Consider the following 25,927-nt stretch of genomic DNA (forward strand, 5'->3'; position numbering starts at 1 on the left):
ACAATATATTTAATTTGTGCCATTTGCTTTTTTTTCACACTCCAATTGACCTTATCAAAAGCAACTATATTGGAGGAGCGAACGACTAATCTTGAAATGGCATGTTATGTATTGATTGCCTTACTCTGGCCAATAGAGTCTGTTATCATTTTTATTGCTTTTTTGTTACTTGGCCCGCTCATTTACCTATTCAGGCATGCGCGCCGAACTACCCGACAATACCATTAGAACACGACTGTTTCCCTGAATAACGCAGGGTGGCGGCGCTATTAGCTAGCAGTACCGTCACCCATCAAAATATTTATTCAACCATCTGATTACAATGCACTTTGTTGCACCCCATTAGACTTCACGTTATAGAAATAAATGTAAAGTGTATTGCTTTCATCAATAGCTACGGACAGTTATTGCGGACATGAAAATACGACTAAAATGCATTCCCTATCATTTGTTAATGTAGCGTAAATCATAATGATGCTGGCTATGTTTTGACAACAGAGTCGTTAGGATTTATGCCGTAATAAATAGTGTGAGAGGGACTATCGTCAGCACCTCAGATTTACCGCTCCCAGAACAGTATTGCTAATGTATCCGCCAACATAAGCAATCTCGTACGACTTGTGCCAGTTCCTGCATCAATAATTAAACCATCGACTGTCGCCATTGCATATAATGCTGCATAGCCACTCATATTTTTCCATTTTGAGACAATTCTAGAAAAAGATAAATATGTCAGCGTCGTTATTCAGGAAGCTGGAATCTATCCCCACTTGTCAGGCAAGCGCAGTCGCGCTAAATAGCTGCGCGGAATAGTAGATCACTGAAAGGGAACTCAGCCCGGATTGTGCGATCTGATCAATCGCCAAACCAACCAAAATCACCAACCGGACTGAGCGATGCCGATCATAGTACCAATACCCCGTGGCGAACGACGCCTGATGCAGAAAGCTATTCATAAAACGCGTGATAAAAATCATGCCCGCAGACTCACGGCCATGCTGATGCTTCATCGGGGTGAACGGGTCAGCGATGTTGCCAGAACTCTCTGTTGTGCCCGTTCATCCGTTGGTCGCTGGATTAACTGGTTTACGCACTCAGGTATTGAAGGCCTGAAATCCTTACCCGCAGGGCGCTCCCGACGCTGGCCTTTTGAACATATCTGCACCCTGTTACGTGAGCTGATAAAGCATTCTCCCGGCGATTTTGGTTATCAACGTTCACGCTGGAGCACCGAATTACTGGCAATAAAAATCAATGAGATAACCGGTTGCCAGTTACATGCAGGAACCGTTCGCCGCTGGTTGCCATCTGCGGGGCTTGTATGGCGCAGGGCCGCGCCAACTCTGCGTATCCGTGACCCACATAAAGATGAAAAGATGGCGGTAATCCACAAAGCGCTGGATGAATGCAGCGCAGAGCATCCGGTATTTTATGAAGATGAAGTGGATATCCACCTTAATCCTAAAATCGGTGCGGACTGGCAGTTGCGCGGACAGCAGAAACGGGTAGTGACGCCGGGGCAGAACGAAAAATACTATCTGGCCGGCGCACTGCACAGTGGCACGGGTAAAGTCAGCTACGTGGGCGGCAACAGCAAAAGTTCAGCGCTGTTTATCGCTCTGCTGAAGCACCTGAAAGCCACTTACCGGCGGGCGAAAACAATCACGCTGATCGTTGATAACTACATTATCCATAAAAGCCGCGAAACACAGCGCTGGTTGAAAGCAAATCCCAAGTTCAGGGTAATTTACCAGCCGGTTTACTCGCCGTGGGTGAATCATGTGGAACGGCTATGGCAGGCACTTCATGACACGATAACCCGTAATCATCAGTGCCGCTCAATGTGGCAGTTACTGAAAAAGGTCCGCCATTTTATGGAAACCGCCAGCCCATTCCCCGGAGGAAAACATGGTCAGGCAAAAGTGTAGCGGTATTAGGCGCAGCTATTTAGCTACGTAGCATGAACGCTACGGCGACTATGGTCGCAGCAAGATGAATATTGGTGGCTTTGTTGAATAAATCGAACTTTTGCTGAGTTGAAGGATCAGATCACGCATCTTCCCGACAACGCAGACCGTTCCGTGGCAAAGCAAAAGTTCAAAATCACCAACTGGCCCACCTACAATAAAGCCCTCATCAACCGTGGCTCCATAACTTTCTGGCTGGATGATGAAGCTATTCAGGCCTGGTATGAGTCAGCAACACCTTCTTCACGAGGCAGACCTCAGCGCTATTCTGACCTTGCCATCACGACTGTGCTGGTCATTAAACGCGTATTCAGGCTGACCCTGCGCGCTGCGCAGGGCTTTATTGATTCCATTTTTTCTCTGATGAACGTTCCGCTACGCTGCCCGGATTACAGCTGTGTCAGCAGGCGGGCAAAGTCGGTTAATGTCAGTTTCAAAACGCCCACCCGGGGTGAAATCGCACACCTGGTAATTGATTCCACCGGGCTGAAGGTCTTCGGTGAAGGCGAGTGGAAAGTCAAAAAGCATGGCCAGGAACGCCGCCGTATCTGGCGTAAGCTGCATCTCGCCGTTGACAGTAAAACACATGAAATCATCTGCGCTGACCTGTCGCTGAACAATGTGACGGACTCAGAGGCCTTCCCGGGTCTTATCCGGCAGACTCACAGAAAAATCAGGGCAGCATCGGCAGACGGCGCTTACGACACCCGGCTCTGTCACGATGAACTGCGCCGCAAAAAAATCAGCGCGCTTATCCCGCCCCGAAAAGGCGCGGGTTACTGGCCCGGTGAATATGCAGACCGTAACCGTGCTGTTGCGAATCAGCGGCTGACCGGGAGTAATGCGCGGTGGAAATGGACAACAGACTACAACCGTCGCTCGATAGCGGAAACGGCGATGTACCGGGTAAAACAGCTGTTCGGGGGTTCACTGACGCTGCGTGACTACGATGGTCAGGTTGCGGAGGCTATGGCCCTGGTACGAGCGCTGAACAAAATGACGAAAGCAGGTATGCCTGAAAGCGTGCGTATTGCCTGAAAACACAACCCGCTACGGGGGAGACTTACCCGAAATCTGATTTATTCAACAAAGCCTTTGGCGGGTTATCCAGCACGATCATCGTTGGGGTCAACTGAATCCCCAGGCGTTCGGCTAAGGCCGACTGTTGCGCCACTTCGTCCGAGCAGGAGGTACTGGTGCCATTATTGGGCAAAAAGCCCGCCATTGCGCCTTGCAGGCTTTTTTTACGGTCATCGGCACACCACACTCGTCCCATATCTTCAATCACGGAATCACGGATGGAAGGCGGTGCGACGGTCAGGAATGACATTGTCAGCCCGGCGTCGTTGTAGCTCTTGATGTTTTTTACAACCTGCGAGCAGAAAGAACACTGATTATCGATGAACACCAGAACCTTGTGTTTTTCATCAGCGGCGGTGAAGGTCACGGGGGCTAACTTAGGCAGAGTGCGGTCGAGATCCTTTAATGCTTCTGCGGTGCTCTCATCGGCGCTGGCCGGGGCATCAGCGGAAAAAACGCTAAAACTCATTGCCCAGACAACTGGCAGGGCAATCAGCGGAAATACTTTCACGGTATACCTCATTTCAACAAACATCGGATCGTCAACGGCGTCTTCGGATGATGTTATGGGCATCAACCGTAAAACGCAGTGACTTTAGCGGATCGAAGCATATTTGAGCAATGATTATTTTTTATACATCTCGCGATACGCGCTTAGCGGCTCCGCCAACTGGCTTCGCGGTGGTCATTGCGGCTATAATCGGACTAAATTTTTCAATGAGTTTAAAACAACGATGACCAAACTGACCTTACAAGAGCAGATGCTAAAAGCCGGGCTCGTCACCAGCAAGAAAATGGCCAAAGTACAAAGAACGGCTAAAAAGTCGCGCGTTCAGGCTCGTGAGGCCAGAGAAGCGGTGGAAGAGAATAAAAAGGCCCAACTGGAGCGCGATAAGCTGCTGAGCGAACAGCAAAAGCAGGCGACGCTGTCTAAAGAGTATAAAGCGCAGGTGAAGCAGCTGATTGAGATGAACCGCATCACTATTGCCAGGGGGGATATCAACTTTAACTTCACCGATAATAACGTGATCAAAAAGCTGGTAGTGGATAAACCGACGCAGACCCAGCTGATTAACGGGCGTCTGGCGATTGCACGCCTGGCGACGAATGCGGCTGGGGAAAGTGAGTACGCGATCATTCCGGCGATTGTCGCGGATAAAATTGCCCAGCGTGATACCAGCAGCATCGTACTGCACAGTGCGCTAAGTCAGGATGTACAGGATGAAGACGATCCGTACGCAGATTTTAAAATCCCTGACGATCTGATGTGGTAACACATTGCCCATCAAAACGGGCTCGCGCAGTGGGCGTTGATATGTTCCAAAGTGATGGGATGGACAAAACGCAGCTCGCTGGCGTGTAGCATCAGCCGCGGCGTCCGTTCGGTGCCCGGTAGCAGAAGGCCGCCATACAGATCGCAGCCTAGTATCGGGTGGCCCAGCAGCTGGCAGTGGATACGGAGCTGATGGGTACGCCCGGTTTCCGGCAGCAGATGTACCCGGGTGAGCGGCAGCGCGCTGCCGTTTTCCTGCTCCTGGCAGAAACGCGACAGCACGCGATAGCGCGAGCGCGCGGGCTTACCGTTGGCGGTGGAAATCGACATCAGGGGAAAACGTGCCGGGTCTTTGGCGATGGGCGCGTCAATCAGCCCCTCGTCATGGCTCAGGTGCCCGCAGAGCAGAGCGCTGTAGGCCTTGCTGACCGTCCGCTGGCTGAACTGCTGGCTGAGCGCCGCGTTGATGGCCTTATTTCGCGCCACCACCATCAGCCCGGAGGTCCCGAAATCCAGGCGATGCACCAGGGTACAGCCCGGAAAGCGCTGCGTCAGACGGTAGTGCACGGAATCAAAATTTAACGGATTCTTCCCCGACAGGCTGAGCAGCCCGCTGGGTTTATTGATAATCACCAGGTATTCGTCCTGATAGCGTATTTCAATCTGCTTATCGCAGGGTGGCGCAATAAAGGTATCGAGAATGGTAGACATCAGGCTGCACGGCTGGAGAGTGGAAGCGGATGATACCCAATTTTCCCTCGGCTGGCGAATTACACGCTCGCCCGTCAGAAAATTATCATCCACACTTAACCCAAAGACATAGTCTGCGCGCGCATTGTGCATTACACTGCGCGCTGCAAAAAATTGAGTTGATTAACGATTAACCAGGCGGTAACGGCGATGAACGGAACAATCACAACGTGGTTTAAAGATAAAGGTTTTGGATTTATCAAAGATGAAAATGGCGACAACCGCTATTTTCACGTGATTAAGGTTGCCAACCCTGAGCTGATAAAAAAAGATGCAGCCGTCACTTTTGAACCGACCACCAATAATAAAGGTCTGTCGGCCTATGCGGTGAAGGTGATACCGGATAGTAAGTACATCTACATTGCAGGCGAAAAGCTGAAGCTGACGTCAATCAAATCTTTCGTGGTCTACAGCGAAGAGGTGCCCGCTGAGACGCGTGTCGATAAAGAGAATGCGGTGCTGTCGGTTGGCCTGCTGATGAACAGTATCCGCCCGAAATCAGAAGCGAAGCCCGGCGAAATGCGCTCTCTGAAAAAGCTGGCGATCACGACCTTCCAGGGGACGACGCTGATTTTCTCGGAAGATGAGATCGATATTGACGCCACGATAAAGCTGCTTAAAATCTAACCATTGCTGCGATGGCGGAAACGGGAGACGATCGTAACCGGCGTTCTCCCGTTTTTTATGGGTCATTATCAGGTGGGACTAATAATATTCTCGGTATGTAATAGCTGATTGTCTTTCGACCAGTAAGAGCGGTTGACTTCATTCACATCCACTACCCACTTAAAGACGCCTGCTCTGGCTAATTCGCGGCAATATTGTTCAAACGGGGTGATGCCGGTAAAATGTCGCTTTGCGGCCATTCTGGCCAAATGGCTGCTGCCGCCCGCGCTGACTTTAATTAAGCTACGGTCACTCTTCATGGATACGTAAGAGTCAGAGGTCGTGACAATTTTGACATTGCCCGTGGCGACAAAATAAATGTAATACGAAATATCATTTTGTTTTAACTGTGTTAAGAACTGCGGGAAATCTGATTTATACCTGACTTGCTCAAAAAGTTCGCACAGCGTGTCGCTCAATTCCATTTTTATCTCCCCTGTATCCCTGTTTCTTATATTAATTTTATTGATTCACCATCCCTGTATTCCCTGAAATGAGTGTAGACGATTAATTGCAAAACTAATAGTTTGTAATGGTTATTTTGTCTGTTTGCGCAGGTTACGCCGCGCTTATGTGGCTGACGGTGGGCGATTTTGGTGGCCTGCGCGCGGCTATCCCCCTACACTAGGCAAGCACTTATAAAGGAGATAACCATGTTAGAAGGGTACTTTGATCTTGATGATGCAACCGGCGTTGATGCCGCTGAGAACCGCAAGCGTCTGCTGGCCGTTCAGGCTGCGCTAGAGATAGCTAAAGCGGCCGTGTCTGCCACCACTGCGAATGCCGGGATTCGTTCGCAGATGGACCTGCGTAACGTCTCACAAGAGGTTGCTACCCTGGCTGATGCAATCCAGGATGCGCTGGAGTCAGACGTGTAGTATCGCAATACCGCCTTCGGGCGGTTATTTCCGACGTGAAGCGTATCAGGCGGTTTATCTATTAATGCGGGTATTTATTTGGAACGCTTTTTGCCAATATAAATACATTTTATTAATGATGGTGATTAAAGTATTCATCGCGTGAATGATTTTTCTCTTCATATAAATGGCTGATAAAACATTAGCAAAGAAATAGCAAGTGGATGTCCTGTTATTTATAAAGTTAAATATTGATTAAGCGCAATATGCATTGGCGTGACGACAGACTATAACATGAGAAGTTGTCATGGAGGACTCATTGATGAGCCTGTGCTGTTCCTGCGTCAGTAAACGAATTATTTTTAGCCTCACCGCCGTCAGCCTGCTTATCGTGGCGATGTTTATGCTGGCGGGCCATCTGGCTACCGGTCATGTATTCAATCCGTTGATCACCCTGTAGAATGACTGATTTACGGGTGAGAATTTATGGCTCAGGTTGACGTGAAATGTCCCTTCTGTGGACGCATTGATGCGGTTAAAAAGCATGGTCTGGGCACTGCCGGGCACCAGCGCTATCGTTGTCAGTCATGTAGCCGAACTTTCCAGCTTGATTACGCTTATCGTGCCTGCCAGCACGGCATGAAAGAGCAAATTGTTGACCTTGCGATGAACAACTCGGGGATCCGCGATACTGCAAGAGCGCTACATATCAGCATTAATGCTGTTGTGCGCACCTTAAAAAACTCTCGCCGCGACGGGTAACTACGCTTCCACTGGACAACCTGCAAATCCAGCTGATTTGTGAAATTGATGAAATGTGGTCATTTGTGGGCAACAAGAAGCAGCAGCGTTGGTTGTGGTATGCATGGGAGCCTCGCCTCAAACGTATTATTGCCCATGCTTTTGGCCGTCGAAGCAAAAAGACTTTGCGTAAGTTATTGAAGCTGTTAGTGGGCTTTAATGTTGTCTTCTGGTGCACAGATAACTTCAGCGTTTACGACATGTTACCGAATGAAAAGCACATCACAGGCAAGCTTTATACACAACGGATAGAGCGTGAAAACCTGAACCTTCGCAACCGGCTAAAGCGGCTTAATCGTAAGACCCTCGGATACTCGAAATCAGTAGAAATGCATGACAAAATTATCGGTACATTCATTGAGCGTGAGCACTACTTGCAATGAGCCGATCTACACATTGAATACGTGACCTGGCTACCTATACCATTTTTATTGCCGATATTTATTACCTGGTTTTTTCCGGGCTACTGCTGTTGCTTGATGCAATTATCTTTTTCTTTATGTTTTTCCAGTTTATCTGTAATAGAAAACTGCTTTTTGTCGCCATCCTTGGGCTGGGATTTCTCGGTGCGGATATTTATTGGGTCGAGGTTCTGGTTCTTATCCAGGAAATGATTGCGCTGTGTATTCCATTGAAAGCTATCACCAATGATTTAGCGATTTTTTATCTGTTTCGCCAGCTAACGCTGATGTCGTCATTTCTGATTGCGCTGTTTTATGCCCGTCGAATGAACCAGAATATTGCGCCTGTGGGTAAAGATGAAGCGCTGGTGCTGCTCCTTGCCTGCATATTCCTGGTGATGGCGATCTCTGCGCATAATTTGTCCAGCTATAATCCGCAGATTTCACTTAATCTTATGGGGACGCGCTTTGCGAATGGCCGCAATGCCTGGAATTCCTACTACGGCGTTGCCGTTGTGGCCGCCTGGCTTATGACCCTGGTGCTGACTATTGTGATTACCCAACTGCGCAGCTTGCTGTGGTGCAGCATCGCCGCGTTCTGTGTTTCCAGCCTGTTCAGCAATATTATTTTGCTTAACCTGAACGAGTACAATTTCCCCGTCTGGTACCTTAGCCGCGGCGTGGAGGTCGTTTGTACCTTCTTTGTGATTGTCGTGCTGCTGTACGATATTTTCAAAATGCATAAAAAATCGACGATGTTGTCGATTCACGATCCGCTTACCGGGATCTATAACCGCGCCTATTTCTACCAGGAGCTGCAGCAGTTGATGGTTTCCAGGAGGCCAATCAGCCTGATGATTATGGACATTGATCATTTTAAACGTATCAACGACCGCTATGGGCACCCGGCGGGCGATGCGGTGATTAAGACGGTGGTTGCGCTGGCGAAAAACGCGGTGCGCGAGGAGGATATTCTGGCACGCATCGGCGGGGAAGAGTTCGCGGTGCTACTGCACGACACGCCCCCGACGGTGGCGGCGCGGATTGCCGAAAGAATACGCGTTGAAATAGAGCGGGAAACGGCGCAGGGCTTGGCGTATCGGACTCCGGAGCCAATGACGATTAGCATAGGTTTGTTTTGTTCGTCGGACAAAGTGTTCTCCGCCGATGAATGTATTTCTTTCGCCGACAGCGCGCTGTACGCCGCCAAGCGCGCCGGGCGTAACCGGGTTATGACGAGTACGTAACTTGCATGTTAATGCCAGAAGGGTCTTTTCCTTCTGCGCGCAGGTGGTACACTGAAAATGTGATGTTAATCATGACCTGCGTAAAAACGAAAAAGAGATACTGCTATGCAACATATCATTGAAGGGTTCCTCAACTTTCAGAAAGAAGTTTTCCCTCAGCGTAAGGAACTCTTCCGCAGCCTGGCGTCTAGCCAGAATCCAAAAGCACTGTTCATCTCCTGCTCAGACAGCCGTCTGGTGCCTGAACTGGTGACACAGCAAGAGCCGGGGCAGCTGTTTGTTATCCGCAACGCCGGGAACATCGTGCCGTCATTTGGCCCGGAGCCGGGCGGCGTATCAGCGACGATCGAATATGCTGTTGTCGCGTTAGGCGTCACGGATATCGTTATCTGCGGTCACTCTAACTGCGGTGCCATGAAAGCCATTGCGACCTGCCAGTGCCTGGAGCCTATGCCCGCGGTATCCCATTGGCTGCGTTACTCCGATGCGGCGAAAGCGGTCGTTGAGAAGAAAACCTTCGACAACGAAACCGATAAAGTGAACGCCATGGTTGAAGAGAACGTGATTGCTCAGCTGAATAATATTAAAACCCATCCGTCGGTGGCGGTAGGCCTGCGCGATAACGCGCTGCGTTTGCATGGCTGGGTATACGACATTGAGAGCGGTGAAATTCGTGCGCTGGAAAAAAACAGCAAGCGCTTCGTGTCGTTGGCCGATAACCCAGACGTTTTCTTCGAGTAATCGACAAACCTGCGCCGCTATACGCTGCTGACCAGCCTGAGCTTGCCGCGTCCTGGCGTAAGGTGTGGTGTTTTGTTGATGATCAAATAAAGAAAAGGTCGCCAGGCCATTGCGTTTTCCTCCGCCAGTGATTGTTTTAAACCTGGCAAAACGCGGGCGCTAGGGCGCTGCAACCAAAGTATGAATCTGCATTGATGGCCTACGCCATCCGGGCGAGAGCAAAAAAAAAGGAGCCGTTTCAGGCTCCTTTTTTCATTTCATGCGAACGCTACCAGCCGCAAACATCATGCTCGTTTTCGGTATCATAAGCGCGCACGGTATTGACCAGCTCTTTAACCACGTCAGCGGCAACATCTGGGACCAACAGCTCCATCGGCGTCTCTGTTTCATAATCGACGGAAACGCCGTTGCTATTGTTGGTGACGGTCACCGTATAGGTTGCCTTACCCATTGCTGTTACCCCTTATGTGAATTAACCACTTTGCCCAGGCCAATACCCTCAAGCGTAGCATCAGGATCGGCAAAGAAGTCGATATTAAAATAGGTGTCGTCAGTGAGCAGCTCAATGCGATGCCACTTCTGCGGCGGTGAAATGCCAAAGGAGCCCGCTTCTATCACCACCTCAACGTCTGGTTCGGTTGCGTCGCCGTCGGGGAAGCCAAAGTAGCGCACTGCCCCTTGCATCACGGATAACCGTCCGTAAACGTGGGCTTTAGTGTTGTGATGGGTGAACAGGGCTTTCGGCGCGGTGTCTTTATTCCAGAACGGGGTCGAACGCGAATGAACAAAGTTTTCGGGAATACGTAACATGGATGGCTCCTTACTACATCACCATAGTGTTCTATAGGGATTTCAGCACATCAGCTTCGACAAAGAAGTCGATGTTAAAGACGGTATCGTCGGTCATCGTTTCGATGTAATGCCACTTCTCCGGCGGGAACACGCCAAAATGGCCGGCGTTGATAACCAGTTCGCTCTCCGGCTCCGGTGAGGTTTCGCTGGCAAAACCCAGATAACGAACGGCCCCCTGATGGACCGACAGTCGCGGATAAACGCCCGGTCGCGTACCTTTATCCAGGTGACGTTGAAAAATACCGGCCGGCGCGGTGTCTTTGTTCCAGAACGGGGTGGAACGGGTATGAATACAAGTTTGCGGAATGCGTAGCATGTTTTCCCCCTATACGTTGAATGTATTAAAGCACATTTTTTCCAGCCTGTTCACAATAAAATGTATTTTAAATGCATCTTTCGTGTGGTGTTAAATTCTTGTTCTTTTTTGCCGTTAATTGTTCACTTGTTGCAATGATAAATATTCAATTTATGCTTCATTAGTGTTACAAATACGGTGAAATATCGTGAAGTCAGCGTCGGGAGGATGCAATGATTCTGGAGAAACTGCGGACGTCAAACGGCAAAAAATTCCTGTTGTCCGCTTTTGTGGTGTTTGCGATTGCCGTTGTGGTGGTGGGACGAGCGACCTTCGGTGGGGTGGTGAGTGAATACAACCTGCCGTATTCCGAATGGACCACAAGCATGTTTGTGCTGCAGGGGGCAATGGTGCTGGTTTACAGCTCTATTTTTACCTTACTGTTTTCAATTCCATTGGGTTTTTTCTTTTTAGGCTCTGATAACCAGCGTTAATTCTTTCCGGCGAGCGTTCTGCTCGCCTTACCGTATTCTGATTGCCATTTTGATAAAGACCTGACACGATCAAATTCACGCGTGCGCACTTCGTTATCCAGAATGATCCTGCTTCGTAATGCAAATTTATCGCAATACGAAAAATGCTAACGTAGAGCGTGTTTCAGGAAGAAAGCCCATTCATTCGGGGTGCCAGTGAGAATTATCCAGGACAGTTTACGTAAGAAACAGGCGCTGCTGGCATCGGCATTGATGACCTTGGGTTTGATCTGCGTAACGCTTTTCATTCTTTATTCCCGCGCCATGTCGCAGGTTAACGAAGGCATTAACGCTCTGCAAAATCAGATGACGGAGATGTTTAATGATAATGAGCTGATTGCCGATGCGACGGGCGTGCGCTTTCAGCAGATAAGCTCTCATGCGATGTGTGGCGAGGCCGATATTTTCGAGGCGCGAGGTAGCGCATGGGGGATTAACGCTAACCCGCAGGCGCTTGACCTTCAGCGCGGCGCGATGGTTGCCCGCACCCAGGAGCGTCGTGGCCGCTGCATGTACCTGGCCGCCGAATTCGTGCGTCAGAAAAGCCACGCGCTGAATCCAGCCCTCAAAGACATTCACCGCTATGTTATTGCCAGCGACGCGAGTTGGTTTTACTGGTTTAACGCCTCTGACTCCGTGCCGTTTAATTTTGACACATCACAAATGGCTAATAACCTGCGAAAGTTCTTCTCCGAGCCAGAACCGTTTTACGATCGCGTATTACAGACCAGTGTCCTGAAAAAATCGCGCAGTTCGACGGATTTTTATGATGATAAAATTACGGGCAGTAAAGCCTATAGCGTGGTGAGCTATATTTACGATCTTTCCGAGGGGGAGGCCAGCAATCATATTGTTGCTTACCTGGTTTATGATTTATCTTCACCCCAGCTGATGTCTGCCCTGAAGGAGGCATTCAATAATCGGGTGCAGGACGGATTAATACTGGGTTTTCAGAATCGTCGTACGGGCGAATTGCTGTGTATCGTTAATGACTGTAGCTGGCTGGATAACTATCATACCCATACGGTGTCGTCGCGTTATGAGATCAAATATGCGCTGCCTTTCTGGTCCTTCCTGGGCGAAGATCCTGCGGCGATGACCACCCTGGCACTTGCGCCTGTGCTGCTCATACTGCTGTTTATACTGATTCGCTTCCACCTTAATCGCGCCGATTTGCGCTTTTATCGCGACGCGTTGACCGGTTGCTTTACGCGCAATATTTTCTCTGTGATTCAGCAACGCTCGCTGCCGTATATGACGGTGATCCTCTTCGACTGTAATAAATTTAAGTCAATTAACGATAGCTACGGGCACCAGGTGGGCGACCTTGCGCTACAGGCGATTGCTGGCCGCATGCTGGATTCAGTGCGCGCTAACGGTGACTGGGTCATTCGCAGCGGCGGCGATGAGTTTATTGTGCTGCTCAGCCGTACGGATGTTGCCCACGCGCATATGGTGGCTGAACGGATAGCTTCCGGTATTGCCATGCTGCCATTTAGCGTCCAGGGGACGCCGGTGCCGCTGTCGGTATCATGGGGCGTGGCATCGTGCCGGGATAGCCTGGACGAGGCGATTCAGCAGGCGGATGCGGAAATGTATCAGATGAAAAAGCGGCGCGGGGAAAGGGGATAAGCCGGCGGGGGCGCGGCTTATCTTTGGCGAGCTACCACCAGCCGAGCTGGACGCCAACGACGGTGACGATGGCGACGATCAGCATGATAATCGTGGTCTTTCTCATTGTGCTCCTCCCGGCAGCGCGTAGCCGCCAATAAAAAACCAGCCCAGAAAGATCACGGCAATAACAAAGATAACGATAGGGAAAGCGATACCCAATCTCATGGTGACATCCTGATTCCTGTTATAAACAGCGCGTATGATACTGTAATTAGCCTACCCGCTGGGCGCTAATTTGCGGCCGATGGCGAAATTTTTTGTCCTCGTACATTGCGCTATCGGCGGCGCGAAGGGCGCTGTCCGGGTCCATGTGCGATGGGTCGACGCGCACTGCGCCGATGCTGGCGCCAGGATAGTGGATCAACACCTCACCCAGCAGATAATCGCCGATCAGCAACTGGCGCAGCGTTTCGGTAAACTGCGCAAGCTGAGTGGTCGAACGCTCAAGCGTGGCGACCATAAATTCGTCGCCGCCTAGTCTGCCGAGCTGATCGTCGACAGAAATGCCGTGCCTAAGACGTTGCCCCACCAGCTGTAAAAATTCATCGCCCGCCTGGTGACCGTAGACATCGTTAATTTCCTTGAAGCGATCGAGGTCGATAAACGCGAGAATGACCGCGTGGTTCAGATGACGCGCCAGTGAAAACAGCGTCTCCAGGTTTTCAAAAACCGCCCGGCGGTTAGGCAGGCCGGTCAGCGCATCGGTATAGGAGTGATAGACCAGCGCCGCGTTGGCCTCCTGCAGCTGGGTGACCAGCGACTCCTTTTCGATATAGCGCGCGATAATGCTGGCAAACAGCTGCAGCACCTGTTCGCTGTTAAAGCTGAGCGGCTTTTGCTGCGTGCTGGTGGCGCACAGCGTGCCATAGAGCGAACCATCGGTAAGGTGAATCGGTGTACTGAGGAAGGTGGTGATACCCAGCGCTTTTGCCGCTTCGCAGTCGGCCCAGCGTTCTGGCACGTTGTCGCTATAGAAACAGCGATCGTCCATTGCGCGCTTACATAGCGTATCGCCCCACGGCACCGTCAGGTTTTCGGGGATGGTCATATCGCCGCTGTTGCGCGAATAAACAATGTGCTGCAGGTCGGCCTGCGTATCAATTTTTGTCAGATAGGTCGATTCCATATTAGTAACTAACTCAAGCATTTCAAGCAGTTGCCGGACAAGGCTTTCCAGCGACTGTTCCGTAGCAAGCGTTTGTGACACTCTGGCGAGAATAATATCTGACATGAAAACAACGGTCCCCTGGAATGGTATGAGCGATCATAGTGTATGATCCTCAAACGAAATCGTATCTCCTGAATTTTATACATTCTGTATCAGAAAGGTAAGCATAGTGCTGGCAAAACGGGGGGGTTTACCGAGAAGCACCGTGAATGACGGGTAAAAAAAAGCCCCATCGGGGGAGATGGGGCAAAGTAACTCATTGATTATGGAATGTTCTGTTCTCTGGTCAGTTGAGAACGAGAATGACTTTACCTATCAAAAGTGTAGTTAAAATGAAGAAATTATGGAGTTTAAAGCTAAACTCCGGCGTAAAAATAAGGAAAAATTATGGCATCCCGCTATCTTTTACTGCTGCCGCTGTTCCTTGCTGGCTGCGCAAAACAGGCTCAACCGGAGGCGCCATTACCGCCGCAGATCGGTATGGCAAATCCTGCTGCCGTCTACTGCCAGCAGAAGGGCGGAGAAAGCATTCCGCAGATTAATGAGAAGGGACAATTCAGCCTGTGTAAACTGCCAGATGGGGAAACGATCGAAGAATGGGCGCTGTGGCGTCGCGATCATCCGCAGAAAAAATGACAGCGAAGGTGACATCCAGTACACTTCGTAACCAGGATTATTCTGACTAACGAGTGATGTATGTTTTCGCTAAAACCGGGCACTACCGCCATGATCATCGGTGCCCGTACGGTTGCTGGCCGTGCCAATATAGGCAAGAGCGTTGAGCTTTTCGCTCTCATCCAACCCGGTGAACGCTGCCTGAATCCTGTCAACGGCGTGATGACTGAACTGGCTGCCGACGCGCCGCGCGCGCTGTGGCTGGTGACCGGTGACGTCAGCGCCGGCGACGGTCTGCACGGTTTTGCCTTTGTGCGATCGGAATATTTAATGCCGCTGACGCCCGATATGCTGCCGGCGCGTGAGCGTGAGGTGCGGGTAGCGTAAACGCGACGTCGGCTGACGTCGCGCGGTAGGTCAGAGATTTTTCAGCCAGTCGGCGAGCACGCGCGCGTGGTTTTGCGCGGTGTTTGCGGCGGCGTAAACCAACGTAACGCCCTGATTATGCGCAATGTCGGCCAGCCTGCGACCGTCCTCCAGATGGTGTGAAAGCTCTTCGCGATAGTGCTGGCAGAAGCTGGCAAAATCGATCACTTCTCCGTGAAAGGCCTTACGCAGCTCTGCCGACGGGGCCAGGGTTTTACACCACTCATCGTAGATGAGGTCTTCCTTTTTGATGCCGCGCGGCCACAGCCTATCAACCAGAACACGGTAGCCATCATCAGGTGCAGCGTCTTCGTATACGCGTTTACACTGGATCATATCCTTCCTCCCTTTGTCCTTTTTGACCATACCACAAACTTTGGTTGGGTTCTCTGGTCAGCTATTGCTATTGTGCGCAGACATCGCTAGTCTGAGGCTCCTTATGCCGTACGTTAACGTCAGCCCATAAGGACTCATCATGGAAAACTCCGCCGTTACTCCTCTTCTCCGTATTGCCCTCGTTGGCGACTACAATGCGGATGTCATTGCGCATCAGGCGATCCCGTTGGCGATCGACGATGCTGCCGCGGTGCTGGAACTGCCCGTTGAATATTGCTGGTTGGCCACGCGCGACGTGAAAAGCGCTGACGATCTGGCCGGTTTTGATGCCCTCTGGCTGGTGCCTGCCAGCCCGTACCAGAATACCGAAGGCGCGCTGACTGCCGTGCGCTATGCGCGTGAAAACAGCCTGCCGTTTCTGGGTACCTGCGGGGGTTTTCAGCATGCGATCGTTGAATACGCGCGTAATGTGATGGGCTGGGAAGATGCCGCGCACGCGGAAACTGACCGCGAGGGGCGGATGGTCATCGCGCCGCTCACCTGCTCGCTGGTGGAAAAAAGTGATGCCATTGAACTGCGCGCCAACACGCTGATTGCCCGCGCCTACGGCCGCGACACTATCGAAGAAGGGTATCACTGCAACTACGGGATTGCCGCCGACTTCGCCGCCGAGCTTGATGCGCAGCCGCTGCGCGTGACGGGTTGGGATGATAATGGTGATATTCGCGCGGTAGAACTGGTCACTCACCCGTTCTTTGTCGCGACGCTGTTCCAGCATGAGCGCAATGCGCTGGCGGGCCGGCCGGCACCGCTGGTGCAGGCCTTCCTGCACGCCGCCGCGCAGTAAAAATAGACTCACAGTCGATTGGATGGCGGCTACGCCTTGCCCGGCCGACTGTGACTCTCTCTCTACTGGCCGACGTGAATCTCTTTGTCGCGCCCGGCCAATCCGCCAAATACGGCCATCACCAGCGCCAGCCCGGCGACCGCCATCAGTGACAGCTGCCATGCTCCGGTGGCGTCATGCATTTTCCCCATCAGCGGCGGGCCACAGGCGGCGAGCAGATAGCCCACCGCCTGAGCCATACCGGACAGCGCCGCCGCCTGATGTGCCGAACTGGCGCGCAGGCCGATAAACGTCAGCCCGAGAATCATCGTCGCGCCGGAACCGAAACCAAAAATAACCGTCCACAGCGCTGCCTGTGCCGGCAGCAGCCAGTAGCCCAGCGCGCCGATCGCGCACATTAACGCCACGGCAATGGCGATCCCGCGCTGATCCTTTAGCCGATGGAGGATCAGCGGGATGGCGAAACCGGGTGCGGCCGTGGCCAGCTGAAGCAGGCCATGCAGAGAACCCGCCTGCGCTTCGCTGTAGCCCCGGCTAATCAAAATTGCCGGTAGCCAGCCAATAATGACGTAGTAGACCAGCGAGTTCAGCCCGAGGAAAAGCGTGACCTGCCAGGCCAGCGCCGAACGCCAGATCCCCCGGTTATGCATCGCGCCACTACTGGAGATTGCGCTAGCGCGCGATGAACGCCACTGCGGCAGCCAGCACGCCAGTGCCAGCAGCGGGAATACCATTAACATCAGTAGCGCACCGCGCCAGCCCAGGCCGCTGAGCGCAATCGGTACTACCAGCGCGGAGCCCAGCGCGGCGGCGGCCCCCATCGTTACCGAATAAGCACCGGTCATTTTCGCGACCTGGCCAGAAAAATCCCGTTTGATAAGCCCTGGCAGCAGCACGTTGCCCAGCGCAATGCCGCAGCCAATCACCGCGGTACCGATAAACATCAGTGCGATCGAGGGCAGTGAGCGTACGGCGATGCCGGCGCAAATCAGTAACATCGCGGCAAACAGGCTGCGTTCCATACCAAAACGGCGAGCGACGCCGGCGGCCAGCGGCGAGACCAGCCCAAACGCCAGCAGCGGCAGGGTGGTTAACAGGCCTGTTTGCGCGGTGGTGAGCGCGTATTCGGCGCGAATGGCGTCAAGCAGCGGTGCCGCGCCGGTAAAGGTGACGCGTAGCGTCGAAGCAATCAGTAAAATACCGACAATCAGCAGCCAGCGGCGGCTGGAAGAAGTCACAGCGTCAGACATAGTGTTCTCAGGTCAACAGTAGAGACGCTACGATACCTGCTTTAGCCTTCGTTTAAATCAAGCTAAAATGACAAATTATCGCTAAATTCGGACAAAATAATGCTGGGGTTGGGTTTAGGTGGCTATCATCCTGACAGCCATGAGGATGCTGCAGTAGCCTTTGGTGTGCAGGTATCAGAAGGGGAACAGCATATTCCGCTGCATCAGCACCGAAAAGGACAGCTGATTCTGGCGCTGCACGGTGCGATTACCTGCGAAGTTGAAAACGCTATGTGGATGGTGCCGCCGCAGTTTGCGGTGTGGATCCCCGGAGAAGTACCGCACAGCAATCGCGCGACGCCACAGGCGGAGCTATGCTTTCTGTTTATTGAACCGGGCGCCGCGAAGATGCCCGCGCACTGCTGCACGCTAAAAATTTCGCCGCTGGTACGTGAGCTGATTCTGACGCTGGCCCGGCGGGATAAGGACGCGCGTCTGACGGTGGCAAGCCAGCGGCTGATACAGGTTCTCTTTGATGAACTGCCGCAGCAGCCGGAGCAACAGCTACAGCTGCCGGTTTCCGCGCACCCGAAAATCCGCCTGATGGTCGACACGATGGCATCGGCACCGGCGCATTGGCAGACGCTGACGCAGTGGGCCAGCCGCTTTGCGATGAGCGAACGCAACCTTGCCCGGCTGGTGGTTAAAGAGACCGGCCTCAATTTTCGCCGCTGGCGGCATCAGCTGCAGCTGATCCTCGCGCTACAGATGCTGGTACGTGGCCTGAGCGTTCAGCAGGTGGCGCTATCGTTAGGCTATGACTCGACGACCGCGTTTATCACCATGTTCCGTAAGGGGCTCGGGCAAACGCCGGGGCGCTATCTGACGGCGCTGACTACGACTTCCCAATAAGCAGCGACACCAGCCCAGCGGCAATCAACGGCCCTACCGGCACGCCGCGAAACAGCGCTACGCCGAGCACGGTACCTATCAGCAGACCCGCTACCAGGTGCGGCTGGCTGCCCATCAGCGTCACGCCGCGCCCGCCAAGCCAGGAGACAAAGACCCCGACGGCGATAGCAACCAGTGATTTCCAGTGACCGAAAGAGTGAATCAGCGTGCTGGCGGGCAGGGTGCCGCTGGCGATAGGCGCCATGACGCTGATGGTCAGAATAATGATACCCATGCTGAGCCCCTGTTTTTCCACCCACGGGAAAAAGGCGCTCAGCGGCGTAACGCGGATAATAATCAGAACCAGGATAGACACGGCAACGGTGGTGTTATGGCTTACAAAGCCAAGCGCCGCCAGACCCAGGAGGATCAGCAGAGTGGTATCGAGCATAGAGCGGTAATCCTTGCCAAAAAGAGAAAAAGACAGCGTTGCCGTAGCCCTGGCGAGGCATTTATTGTCCCCCGGGTCGTGCCCCGGCGTTGTTATGCTCGGCCGGGCTACGTATTTCCGTTTCCCTACTGTACGCAAGAAGCGGCGCGCTGGCAGGTGTTTTTCAATCTTTGCGCAGGATTTCAGGCATTTGCCTGATTATTTGACCAATACCGTCATTAATGGGCTGCCTTCGCGCATAAACAGTGGAATCGTCTTCAGCCATATTTTGCGCAGCGCCGTTCGGCAATGGGTGTCAGGGTGCCGGCTGGCGCTTTGCTTATCCGGCCTACGATCGACCAGGGGTATCATCAGGATTGGCGGCGGAAGGCAACCAGCTCCGGCTGGGCAATGCGCAGGTAATCAGCGGTATTGAGGATCACGGATTTTTCGAGACTGCCTGCGTTAAAGGCAATTTCATCAAAGCGTTCAAACAGCAGCGGATCGGCAATAAGCCGCAGCGCGCGGTGGAAGCTGAACGGCGGGATAGCGCCGAACACGCAGGCCGTGAGCGCTTCAACTTCCGCCGGGCTTGCCAGCGATGCCTTCAGCCCGCCAATATGCTGTGCCAGGCGCGACAGATCGGCCTGCTGGTCGGCCGCCAGAATCGCCAGCACATGCTGGTTCACGCCATTGCCTTTTACTTTGCATACCAGCGCCTTTGCGCCCTGGCCAAGCGCGGTACCGCGAAGGGCGGAAACGGCTTCACACTTACCCACTGCGTCGTGCTCCATCACCCGATAGCGCGCCTGTTGGTTATCCAATAATGCCAGCAGCCGCTGGTGGATATTCGGTGATACGGGCTCAATCATGCTTCCCCCCATTAATTGCCATTTCGCTGATGTTTATGTTGATAAAGGCGCTGGTCGGCAATGTCCATCGCCGTATCCAGGTTATCGCCTACCTGCATTTTATACGCGCCCCACGAGAAGCTAACGCGATTTTCATCGTCAAGCAGCGCCAACTGCGCTTTGATGCGCTGCGGGATCAACCGGGCATCTTCTTCGTCATAGTCGACCAGAATAATGCAGAACTCGTCGCCGCCGAGACGCACCGCATAATCGCTCTTGCGCACGGTAGCGGAAATCGCCTGGGCAAGCAGGATAATGGCGCGGTCGCCCTCGTTATGCCCCCAGGTGTCGTTGATTTTCTTTAACTTGTCGAGATCGAGCGCGATGATCACGATGCTGGCACCTTGCTCGGTCAGGCGCTGAAGGCGCATGCTTTGCACCGGCGAGAGGATCTTCCGGTTATACAGCCCCGTGAGTGAATCGCTGATGTTTTCTTTGCTGACCATCTGGTAAAGACGGAAGTGGGTGCGCACCAGGTGCATTAAGGTCGCGGTTGTCAGCAGATAAAACAGGAACAGTTTCCACGAGCTGAGCAGGAAGTACATCACGTCCAGCGACAGCTCGATGCGCATATTTTCTGCTAGCGGGCGTGAGTAGTTCACATAGCTCAGTAGATGCGCTGCGCTGCGATGGACTTCAATATGCGCATTATTGTCGGAGTCGGTGAACGAGATATCCAGGTAGCGCCAGACCAGCGGCCGATCGTGGGTATAAAAGATATCGCGCATATCCTGATGAGAAAGATCGACCATCACGATCCCTTTCAGCAGTTCATGCTGAAAGACAGGGGTCAGGAAAGTTAAGATATTCTTACGGGTAAAGGTATCGGCATAGATGCTTGATACCACCGTTCTACCCAGAAAGAGGTTTTCCAGACTGGCGGGAGAAATACCCAAACGCCCACCGTAGAGGAAATTCCAGCCGGTTAACGCCGTATTTGTAATTTTAACCGGGGAATTAAAATAAATATATTGATTCATTAAATCAATATAATAACGAAAACGTTTTTGTGGCTGCGGTTCATTCGGCAGAATAGATTTCCACGCTGTATTATTGGCGATGGCAGAATCAAAGGCTTCCAGCGCGGGCAGATCGTTCACCCACGTCTGGCAGGGAGAATGACCCGCGGTCAACGTGCCCTGCAGCGGCGTATAGGTGTAGTCGTCGACGTTCAGGCCGCTGATGTCACCGCGGTGCTGAACGCTGGCGCAGGCGCGCGCCGCCGCCTGGGCAGTAGGTCGGTCGCCCATTTTGCGGGTGAATTGCGATATAATTAGCTGGTTCTGATATTTATCATAGAGAAAAGCGGCTTCTCCTTTGTCTATGATATATCGCATATATTCTGTCATATCCCGGTGGCTGGCCACCAATTCATAGATCAGAAATGATGATGTCAGTATTACCACACCGGAGGAGATGACGAAACGTAATATTTTGTTCTGCAGTTTCATGGTGAAATTAAATCTTCTTCCGTGTAATTCGGAATTTTACCATGCTATGGTGTGGATCACTAGTGAAGCATGAGATGTGAGATTGTTTCTGGGGATGTCTATGCTTGCCAGATAGGACTCAGTTTATCTATCTGACCGCAATGAGAGGTTGATTTATCTCGTGTAAAGAGATAATGACAAATGAAGCGGGTAACTGGAAGCAAACACGAAGAGCGTATTTGATATTTCAATAATGCTTTCTTGCGCTCATCATCATAATAATGTCGTTTTATAGTAATGACATGGTTCTACACGCAGCGTGGCTTTTCCATATTCATACAAAAATGGAAAAGCCTGCTTCTTTTTATTTTCTATCTGGATAATAACGTTCTTAATTTTCTCTGTAGAGGTGACTCAATTAGCTTAAATGATGTATAGCTTATAATGACAAGAGTGACCATAAAGATTATCATCACATATGGCTTATAGAAAACATTGCGGCCATACCCGCTGAAATCATAATAAAGTACAAAAATAATTTGTAGCGGAAAGTGAAGAAGATATGACGAGTAGCTAATATCGCCAATCCATTCAATTTTTTTTTCCTAAATTTTTGTTCACGGCATTTAACATGGCAAGAACACATGTGAGTGATGTAAATCCAAAAATAACTATTAAGAACACATTGTCAATTTTTAATTTTAAAATAAAAAACCATGCAATGATAAATGCTAATGAGGCAATCAGAAGGGATTTTTGTGCGCCAAATTTATATATGCTTTGTTCTGTTATTTTAAAACAAATACCACCAAGGAAAAAACAAAATGCACCAATCATGATTGCATTATTTACGTTATATAACATGAATGCCATTAAAACTATTAATATCGATGATGTTATCCGTTTCTGCACAAGGGCGCATAACATAAAGAAAAACAGATACATGAGCATTTCAATAGATACAGACCAGGTAGGCGCATTATATGACCATCCTTTTTCAAATCCCCATGACTGTACCATAAATATATTTAATATCGCATGATAAATGTCATTCATCGGGTAAACAAAAAAAGTATTATGAGAGTGGAAGTATAATATTTGCAATAATGCAACGAATACAAAGCTGATAATATAAAGGGGGTACAACCGGCTTAGTCTTTTAACGAAAAAGGATTTAAAAGAAACTTTTTTTAAATATATACCATCAGAATACAAATAGAAGAAGATAAAACCAGAAATTACAAAGAAAAGCTCTACAGCATAAAGACCATGGGTGTAAAAAATAGACAGATATTTATAAAATGGCTGACTGGTAGTTACAAAAACATTTTTATCGTTCATGAAAAAATGTTGCCAATGCCATAGAACAACGGAAAGCGCTGCTATTCCTCTCAATATATCAAGAGTATAAATTCTTGTCCCAAAAAGCTTTTGCAAAACATACCTCTAGTTATTTGTGTGTTGAAATAATGCGCGGGTAATATTTATTAAGTATAGAGTTATAAAGTGCGCACTATATGAATGAGAATAATCTGACTAAATAGCTGCGCCTAATACCGCTACACTTTTGCCTGACCATGTTTTCCTCCGGGGAATGGGCTGGCGGTTTCCATAAAATGGCGGACCTTTTTCAGTAACTGCCACATTGAGCGGCACTGATGATTACGGGTTATCGTGTCATGAAGTGCCTGCCATAGCCGTTCCACATGATTCACCCACGGCGAGTAAACCGGCTGGTAAATTACCCTGAACTTGGGATTTGCTTTCAACCAGCGCTGTGTTTCGCGGCTTTTATGGATAATGTAGTTATCAACGATCAGCGTGATTGTTTTCGCCCGCCGGTAAGTGGCTTTCAGGTGCTTCAGCAGAGCGATAAACAGCGCTGAACTTTTGCTGTTGCCGCCCACGTAGCTGACTTTACCCGTGCCACTGTGCAGTGCGCCGGCCAGATAGTATTTTTCGTTCTGCCCCGGCGTCACTACCCGTTTCTGCTGTCCGCGCAACTGCCAGTCCGCACCGATTTTAGGATTAAGGTGGATATCCACTTCATCTTCATAAAATACCGGATGCTCTGCGCTGCATTCATCCAGCGCTTTGTGGATTACCGCCATCTTTTCATCTTTATGTGGGTCACGGATACGCAGAGTTGGCGCGGCCCTGCGCCATACAAGCCCCGCAGATGGCAACCAGCGGCGAACGGTTCCTGCATGTAACTGGCAACCGGTTATCTCATTGATTTTTATTGCCAGTAATTCGGTGCTCCAGCGTGAACGTTGATAACCAAAATCGCCGGGAGAATGCTTTATCAGCTCACGTAACAGGGTGCAGATATGTTCAAAAGGCCAGCGTCGGGAGCGCCCTGCGGGTAAGGATTTCAGGCCTTCAATACCTGAGTGCGTAAACCAGTTAATCCAGCGACCAACGGATGAACGGGCACAACAGAGAGTTCTGGCAACATCGCTGACCCGTTCACCCCGATGAAGCATCAGCATGGCCGTGAGTCTGCGGGCATGATTTTTATCACGCGTTTTATGAATAGCTTTCTGCATCAGGCGTCGTTCGCCACGGGGTATTGGTACTATGATCGGCATCGCTCAGTCCGGTTGGTGATTTTGGTTGGTTTGGCGATTGATCAGATCGCACAATCCGGGCTGAGTTCCCTTTCAGTGATCTACTATTCCGCGCAGCTATTTAGTAATGTTATGTGAGGAAACATACCAGCTTTCTTCAATGATTGCATGTAAAAGTCAAGGCCTGTTGGTTATCCATTTGATTTTAAAGTGTTTTTAATGTTTTTTATCCATTTGCCGAATGATGAGCATACTTGATACAAACAATATATTCGCTCTTTTTTTCATCAACTTATATGTTAAAACTCGTTATTATAAAAATCAAACATGTAAAAATTAAGTAATTTCATCAGGAATTAACATTCGTATAGTGATTATAGAACTCATCATCATTTGCTATTCAGCATTGAATAACGTTTGAATAATACGGCATAAATTGTGAATTTATTGATTAAAATAGGGGCGTGATTTAAATTTATGTCTGTTTATGGTATATCGATTGGGTGAAAATCAACCCATTTGAAATAAAACCATCCCGGATGAGCATTAAAAATCAGCCAGTTATCACGGTCAACTGGCTGATTGATATGACTTAGTCCTTAACGGTACTGCCTTGCTTATGAAACAGTTCTCGGAACACCGGATAGATATCATCCTGATCGCGAATATGCTGAATGGCAAAATTATCAAACGTCTGCTGCAGGTGTTCATACTCGCGCCACAGGGTTTGATGTGCCCGGCGGGTGATTTCGATATAGCTGTAGTAGCGCACCACCGGCAGAATCTTCTTCGCCAGAATCTCATGGCACAGCGGCGAATCGTCCGCCCAGTTATCGCCATCCGACGCCTGCGCGGCATAGATATTCCATTGTGCCGGGTCGTAGCGGGCCTTCACCACTTCGTCCATTAACTTCAGCGCGCTGGACACGATGGTGCCGCCGGTTTCCTGCGAGTAGAAGAACTCATGTTCATCCACCTCTTTGGCCTGGGTATGGTGGCGGATATACACCACCTCGACGTTTTTATAGGTCCGGCTCAGGAACAGATAGAGCAGGATATAAAAGCGCTTGGCCATGTCCTTGGTGGACTGATCCATCGAGCCGGAAACGTCCATCAGGCAGAACATTACCGCCTGGCTGGAGGGTTCTGGCCGCTTCTCATAGTTTTTGTAGCGCAGGTCAAAGGTATCGATAAACGGAACTCGGTCAATTTTGGCCCGCAGCTCGGCTATCTCTTTGCGTAAGCGCTCTTCTTCCAGCAGCTGTGCGGGCTCACTTTTGGCCACCTCGTCAAGCGTGGCCTCCAGCGCGTGCAGCTCGCGGCGCTTCCCGGCCGTCATGGCGGTACGGCGAGCAAGGGAGTTTTGCAGCGACCGTACTACGCTGATATTGGCGGGCACGCCGTTAGACGTGAAGCCCGCGCGATGGGTTTTGTACTCGGTGAGCTGGCGCTGCTGATTGCGCTTGAGGTTCGGTAGGGCTAAATCCTCAAACAGCAGATCCAGGTACTCGTCTTTGGAAATCTGGAAGACAAACTCATCCTGACCTTCGCCATCGGCGCTGGCCTGTCCTTGACCACTGCCGCCGCCGCCGCCGCCGCCCTGTGGGCGCTCGATGCGATCGTTTTGCACAAAGTGATCGTTACCGGGATGTACCCGGTGGCGTAATCCGCCGCGCCCCTGATGGAACATCGGCTCGCTGATATCATCCGTCGGTATAGAGACAGATTCGCCGCTGTCGATGTCGGTCACCGAACGTGTATTGATAGCCTCGGAGATCGACTGTTTGATTTGCGCTTTATAACGGCGCAAGAAGCGCTGGCGGTTAACCGCACTCTTGTTTTTGCCGTTCAGACGCCGGTCAATGAACCAGGTCATAGCCCCTCCTGAACTGCGTTGCCAACTTATGCATGCCTTGGCCCGGTAAGCGTAAGCTTCC

31 protein-coding genes are annotated in these 25,927 nt (G+C 50.9%); 15 read left to right on the forward strand and 16 right to left on the reverse strand.

All coding sequences use genetic code 11. The features are described from left to right. Nucleotides 1-896: 896 nt before the first annotated feature. Nucleotides 897-1,928, forward strand: a complete 1,032-nt coding sequence (locus H7R58_RS09385) for an IS630-like element ISEc33 family transposase (protein ID WP_001395480.1) — start codon at nt 897-899, stop codon at nt 1,926-1,928. 108 nt (nt 1,929-2,036) lie between these two features. Beyond that, a complete protein-coding gene (locus H7R58_RS09390) occupies nt 2,037-3,005 on the forward strand; it encodes an IS5-like element IS903B family transposase (protein ID WP_077255787.1) in 969 nt (322 codons plus the stop codon). A gap of 25 nt (nt 3,006-3,030) precedes the next feature. Here H7R58_RS09390 and H7R58_RS09395 read toward each other — a convergent pair whose 3' ends face one another. Next, on the reverse strand, nt 3,031-3,582 hold the full coding sequence (locus H7R58_RS09395) for a thioredoxin fold domain-containing protein (RefSeq protein WP_413774308.1): 552 nt from the start codon (nt 3,580-3,582) through the stop codon (nt 3,031-3,033). A gap of 199 nt (nt 3,583-3,781) precedes the next feature. Here H7R58_RS09395 and H7R58_RS09400 point away from each other — a divergent pair, with 199 nt between their 5' ends. Next, entirely contained in the window at nt 3,782-4,321 is a 540-nt protein-coding gene (locus H7R58_RS09400; RefSeq protein ID WP_182929080.1) for a DUF2058 domain-containing protein, read from the forward strand. Between the two features lie 11 nt (nt 4,322-4,332). Here the strand turns inward: H7R58_RS09400 and H7R58_RS09405 are convergent, their stop codons facing one another. Next, complete coding sequence (locus tag H7R58_RS09405) at nt 4,333-5,031, reverse strand: RluA family pseudouridine synthase (protein WP_182930649.1); 699 nt, start codon at nt 5,029-5,031, stop codon at nt 4,333-4,335. A gap of 189 nt (nt 5,032-5,220) precedes the next feature. On the opposite strand from H7R58_RS09405, the gene H7R58_RS09410 reads away from it, so the two are divergent. Further along, a complete protein-coding gene (locus tag H7R58_RS09410) occupies nt 5,221-5,697 on the forward strand; it encodes a cold-shock protein (protein ID WP_106926427.1) in 477 nt (158 codons plus the stop codon). Between the two features lie 68 nt (nt 5,698-5,765). On the opposite strand, the gene H7R58_RS09415 is transcribed toward H7R58_RS09410, so the two are convergent. Further along, on the reverse strand, nt 5,766-6,161 hold the full coding sequence (locus tag H7R58_RS09415; RefSeq protein ID WP_106926429.1) for a DUF1398 family protein: 396 nt from the start codon (nt 6,159-6,161) through the stop codon (nt 5,766-5,768). Between the two features lie 228 nt (nt 6,162-6,389). On the opposite strand from H7R58_RS09415, the gene H7R58_RS09420 reads away from it, so the two are divergent. The 5 genes from H7R58_RS09420 to H7R58_RS09440 all read left to right on the forward strand — a co-directional run bounded on the left by H7R58_RS09420 (nt 6,390) and on the right by H7R58_RS09440 (nt 9,783). Further along, the gene (locus H7R58_RS09420; RefSeq protein ID WP_106926431.1) at nt 6,390-6,614 is read left to right on the forward strand and encodes a hypothetical protein; all 225 of its coding nucleotides are present in this window, start codon (nt 6,390-6,392) and stop codon (nt 6,612-6,614) included. Nucleotides 6,615-6,900: 286 nt separating this feature from the next. Continuing rightward, a complete protein-coding gene (locus H7R58_RS09425) occupies nt 6,901-7,053 on the forward strand; it encodes a hypothetical protein (RefSeq protein ID WP_182934703.1) in 153 nt (50 codons plus the stop codon). A 26-nt stretch (nt 7,054-7,079) separates the two neighbouring features. Next, a protein-coding gene (locus H7R58_RS09430) for an IS1 family transposase (RefSeq protein ID WP_182929052.1) occupies nt 7,080-7,777 on the forward strand; the annotation gives its coding sequence in 2 pieces (ribosomal slippage) (nt 7,080-7,329 and nt 7,329-7,777; 699 coding nt in all). 65 nt (nt 7,778-7,842) lie between these two features. Beyond that, nucleotides 7,843-9,042, forward strand: a complete 1,200-nt coding sequence (locus H7R58_RS09435) for a GGDEF domain-containing protein (RefSeq protein WP_227674978.1) — start codon at nt 7,843-7,845, stop codon at nt 9,040-9,042. A gap of 105 nt (nt 9,043-9,147) precedes the next feature. Beyond that, nucleotides 9,148-9,783, forward strand: a complete 636-nt coding sequence (locus H7R58_RS09440; protein ID WP_182929078.1) for a carbonic anhydrase — start codon at nt 9,148-9,150, stop codon at nt 9,781-9,783. A 268-nt stretch (nt 9,784-10,051) separates the two neighbouring features. Here the strand turns inward: H7R58_RS09440 and H7R58_RS09445 are convergent, their stop codons facing one another. Genes H7R58_RS09445 through H7R58_RS09455 form a run of 3 tightly spaced genes read right to left on the reverse strand, consistent with a single transcriptional unit; the run spans nt 10,052 to nt 10,951 of the window. Further along, nucleotides 10,052-10,234, reverse strand: a complete 183-nt coding sequence (locus H7R58_RS09445) for a DUF1869 domain-containing protein (protein WP_106926437.1) — start codon at nt 10,232-10,234, stop codon at nt 10,052-10,054. Nucleotides 10,235-10,239: 5 nt separating this feature from the next. Further along, the gene (locus tag H7R58_RS09450) at nt 10,240-10,593 is read right to left on the reverse strand and encodes a TehB family protein (RefSeq protein ID WP_106926439.1); all 354 of its coding nucleotides are present in this window, start codon (nt 10,591-10,593) and stop codon (nt 10,240-10,242) included. Nucleotides 10,594-10,624: 31 nt separating this feature from the next. Continuing rightward, on the reverse strand, nt 10,625-10,951 hold the full coding sequence (locus tag H7R58_RS09455) for a TehB family protein (RefSeq protein ID WP_106926441.1): 327 nt from the start codon (nt 10,949-10,951) through the stop codon (nt 10,625-10,627). Nucleotides 10,952-11,163: 212 nt separating this feature from the next. Here H7R58_RS09455 and H7R58_RS09460 point away from each other — a divergent pair, with 212 nt between their 5' ends. Both H7R58_RS09460 and H7R58_RS09465 read left to right on the forward strand, forming a co-directional pair. Further along, the gene (locus H7R58_RS09460; protein ID WP_106926443.1) at nt 11,164-11,424 is read left to right on the forward strand and encodes a DUF2534 family protein; all 261 of its coding nucleotides are present in this window, start codon (nt 11,164-11,166) and stop codon (nt 11,422-11,424) included. A 195-nt stretch (nt 11,425-11,619) separates the two neighbouring features. Next, nucleotides 11,620-13,095: a GGDEF domain-containing protein gene (locus H7R58_RS09465; RefSeq protein ID WP_182929077.1), complete on the forward strand. Its 1,476-nt coding sequence runs from the start codon at nt 11,620-11,622 to the stop codon at nt 13,093-13,095. Between the two features lie 102 nt (nt 13,096-13,197). Here the strand turns inward: H7R58_RS09465 and H7R58_RS09470 are convergent, their stop codons facing one another. After that, nucleotides 13,198-13,302: a YoaK family small membrane protein gene (locus tag H7R58_RS09470; protein WP_106926447.1), complete on the reverse strand. Its 105-nt coding sequence runs from the start codon at nt 13,300-13,302 to the stop codon at nt 13,198-13,200. Nucleotides 13,303-13,348: 46 nt separating this feature from the next. Beyond that, nucleotides 13,349-14,368 (reverse strand): sensor domain-containing diguanylate cyclase, encoded by a 1,020-nt coding sequence (locus H7R58_RS09475; protein WP_106926449.1) that lies wholly within the window; start codon nt 14,366-14,368, stop codon nt 13,349-13,351. A 324-nt stretch (nt 14,369-14,692) separates the two neighbouring features. Between H7R58_RS09475 and H7R58_RS09480 the strand changes: the two genes are divergently transcribed. Further along, nucleotides 14,693-14,941: a putative hemolysin gene (locus tag H7R58_RS09480; protein WP_182929076.1), complete on the forward strand. Its 249-nt coding sequence runs from the start codon at nt 14,693-14,695 to the stop codon at nt 14,939-14,941. A gap of 60 nt (nt 14,942-15,001) precedes the next feature. Beyond that, on the forward strand, nt 15,002-15,307 hold the full coding sequence (locus H7R58_RS09485) for a hypothetical protein (RefSeq protein ID WP_182929075.1): 306 nt from the start codon (nt 15,002-15,004) through the stop codon (nt 15,305-15,307). 30 nt (nt 15,308-15,337) lie between these two features. Here the strand turns inward: H7R58_RS09485 and H7R58_RS09490 are convergent, their stop codons facing one another. Further along, complete coding sequence (locus tag H7R58_RS09490; protein ID WP_106926456.1) at nt 15,338-15,682, reverse strand: DUF488 domain-containing protein; 345 nt, start codon at nt 15,680-15,682, stop codon at nt 15,338-15,340. Nucleotides 15,683-15,821: 139 nt separating this feature from the next. Between H7R58_RS09490 and H7R58_RS09495 the strand changes: the two genes are divergently transcribed. After that, nucleotides 15,822-16,529 carry a CTP synthase C-terminal region-related (seleno)protein gene (locus H7R58_RS09495; RefSeq protein ID WP_106926458.1) on the forward strand — a complete coding sequence of 236 codons (708 nt, stop codon included), beginning with the start codon at nt 15,822-15,824 and terminating at the stop codon, nt 16,527-16,529. A gap of 62 nt (nt 16,530-16,591) precedes the next feature. Here the strand turns inward: H7R58_RS09495 and H7R58_RS09500 are convergent, their stop codons facing one another. After that, a complete protein-coding gene (locus tag H7R58_RS09500; RefSeq protein WP_182929074.1) occupies nt 16,592-17,779 on the reverse strand; it encodes a CynX/NimT family MFS transporter in 1,188 nt (395 codons plus the stop codon). A 99-nt stretch (nt 17,780-17,878) separates the two neighbouring features. On the opposite strand from H7R58_RS09500, the gene H7R58_RS09505 reads away from it, so the two are divergent. After that, nucleotides 17,879-18,670, forward strand: a complete 792-nt coding sequence (locus tag H7R58_RS09505) for an AraC family transcriptional regulator (protein WP_182929073.1) — start codon at nt 17,879-17,881, stop codon at nt 18,668-18,670. Here H7R58_RS09505 and H7R58_RS09510 read toward each other — a convergent pair. The 6 genes from H7R58_RS09510 to H7R58_RS09535 form a co-directional block, all read right to left on the reverse strand. Beyond that, nucleotides 18,654-19,100 carry a DUF441 domain-containing protein gene (locus H7R58_RS09510; protein ID WP_106926464.1) on the reverse strand — a complete coding sequence of 149 codons (447 nt, stop codon included), beginning with the start codon at nt 19,098-19,100 and terminating at the stop codon, nt 18,654-18,656. The genes H7R58_RS09505 and H7R58_RS09510 overlap by 17 nt on opposite strands. A gap of 350 nt (nt 19,101-19,450) precedes the next feature. Further along, entirely contained in the window at nt 19,451-19,951 is a 501-nt protein-coding gene (locus H7R58_RS09515; RefSeq protein WP_106926466.1) for a YbaK/prolyl-tRNA synthetase associated domain-containing protein, read from the reverse strand. A gap of 11 nt (nt 19,952-19,962) precedes the next feature. Continuing rightward, entirely contained in the window at nt 19,963-21,441 is a 1,479-nt protein-coding gene (gene dgcJ, locus H7R58_RS09520) for a diguanylate cyclase DgcJ (RefSeq protein WP_182929072.1), read from the reverse strand. Nucleotides 21,442-22,011: 570 nt separating this feature from the next. Then, nucleotides 22,012-22,857 carry an acyltransferase family protein gene (locus tag H7R58_RS09525; RefSeq protein ID WP_227674965.1) on the reverse strand — a complete coding sequence of 282 codons (846 nt, stop codon included), beginning with the start codon at nt 22,855-22,857 and terminating at the stop codon, nt 22,012-22,014. A gap of 122 nt (nt 22,858-22,979) precedes the next feature. After that, entirely contained in the window at nt 22,980-24,011 is a 1,032-nt protein-coding gene (locus H7R58_RS09530) for an IS630-like element ISEc33 family transposase (RefSeq protein WP_001395480.1), read from the reverse strand. Between the two features lie 571 nt (nt 24,012-24,582). Continuing rightward, complete coding sequence (locus tag H7R58_RS09535) at nt 24,583-25,866, reverse strand: YeaH/YhbH family protein (RefSeq protein ID WP_182929070.1); 1,284 nt, start codon at nt 25,864-25,866, stop codon at nt 24,583-24,585. Nucleotides 25,867-25,927 lie beyond the last annotated feature (61 nt).

It is taken from the genome of Klebsiella sp. WP4-W18-ESBL-05 (assembly GCF_014169075.1).
GTDB classification, from domain to species: Bacteria; Pseudomonadota; Gammaproteobacteria; order Enterobacterales; family Enterobacteriaceae; genus Kluyvera; species Kluyvera ascorbata_B.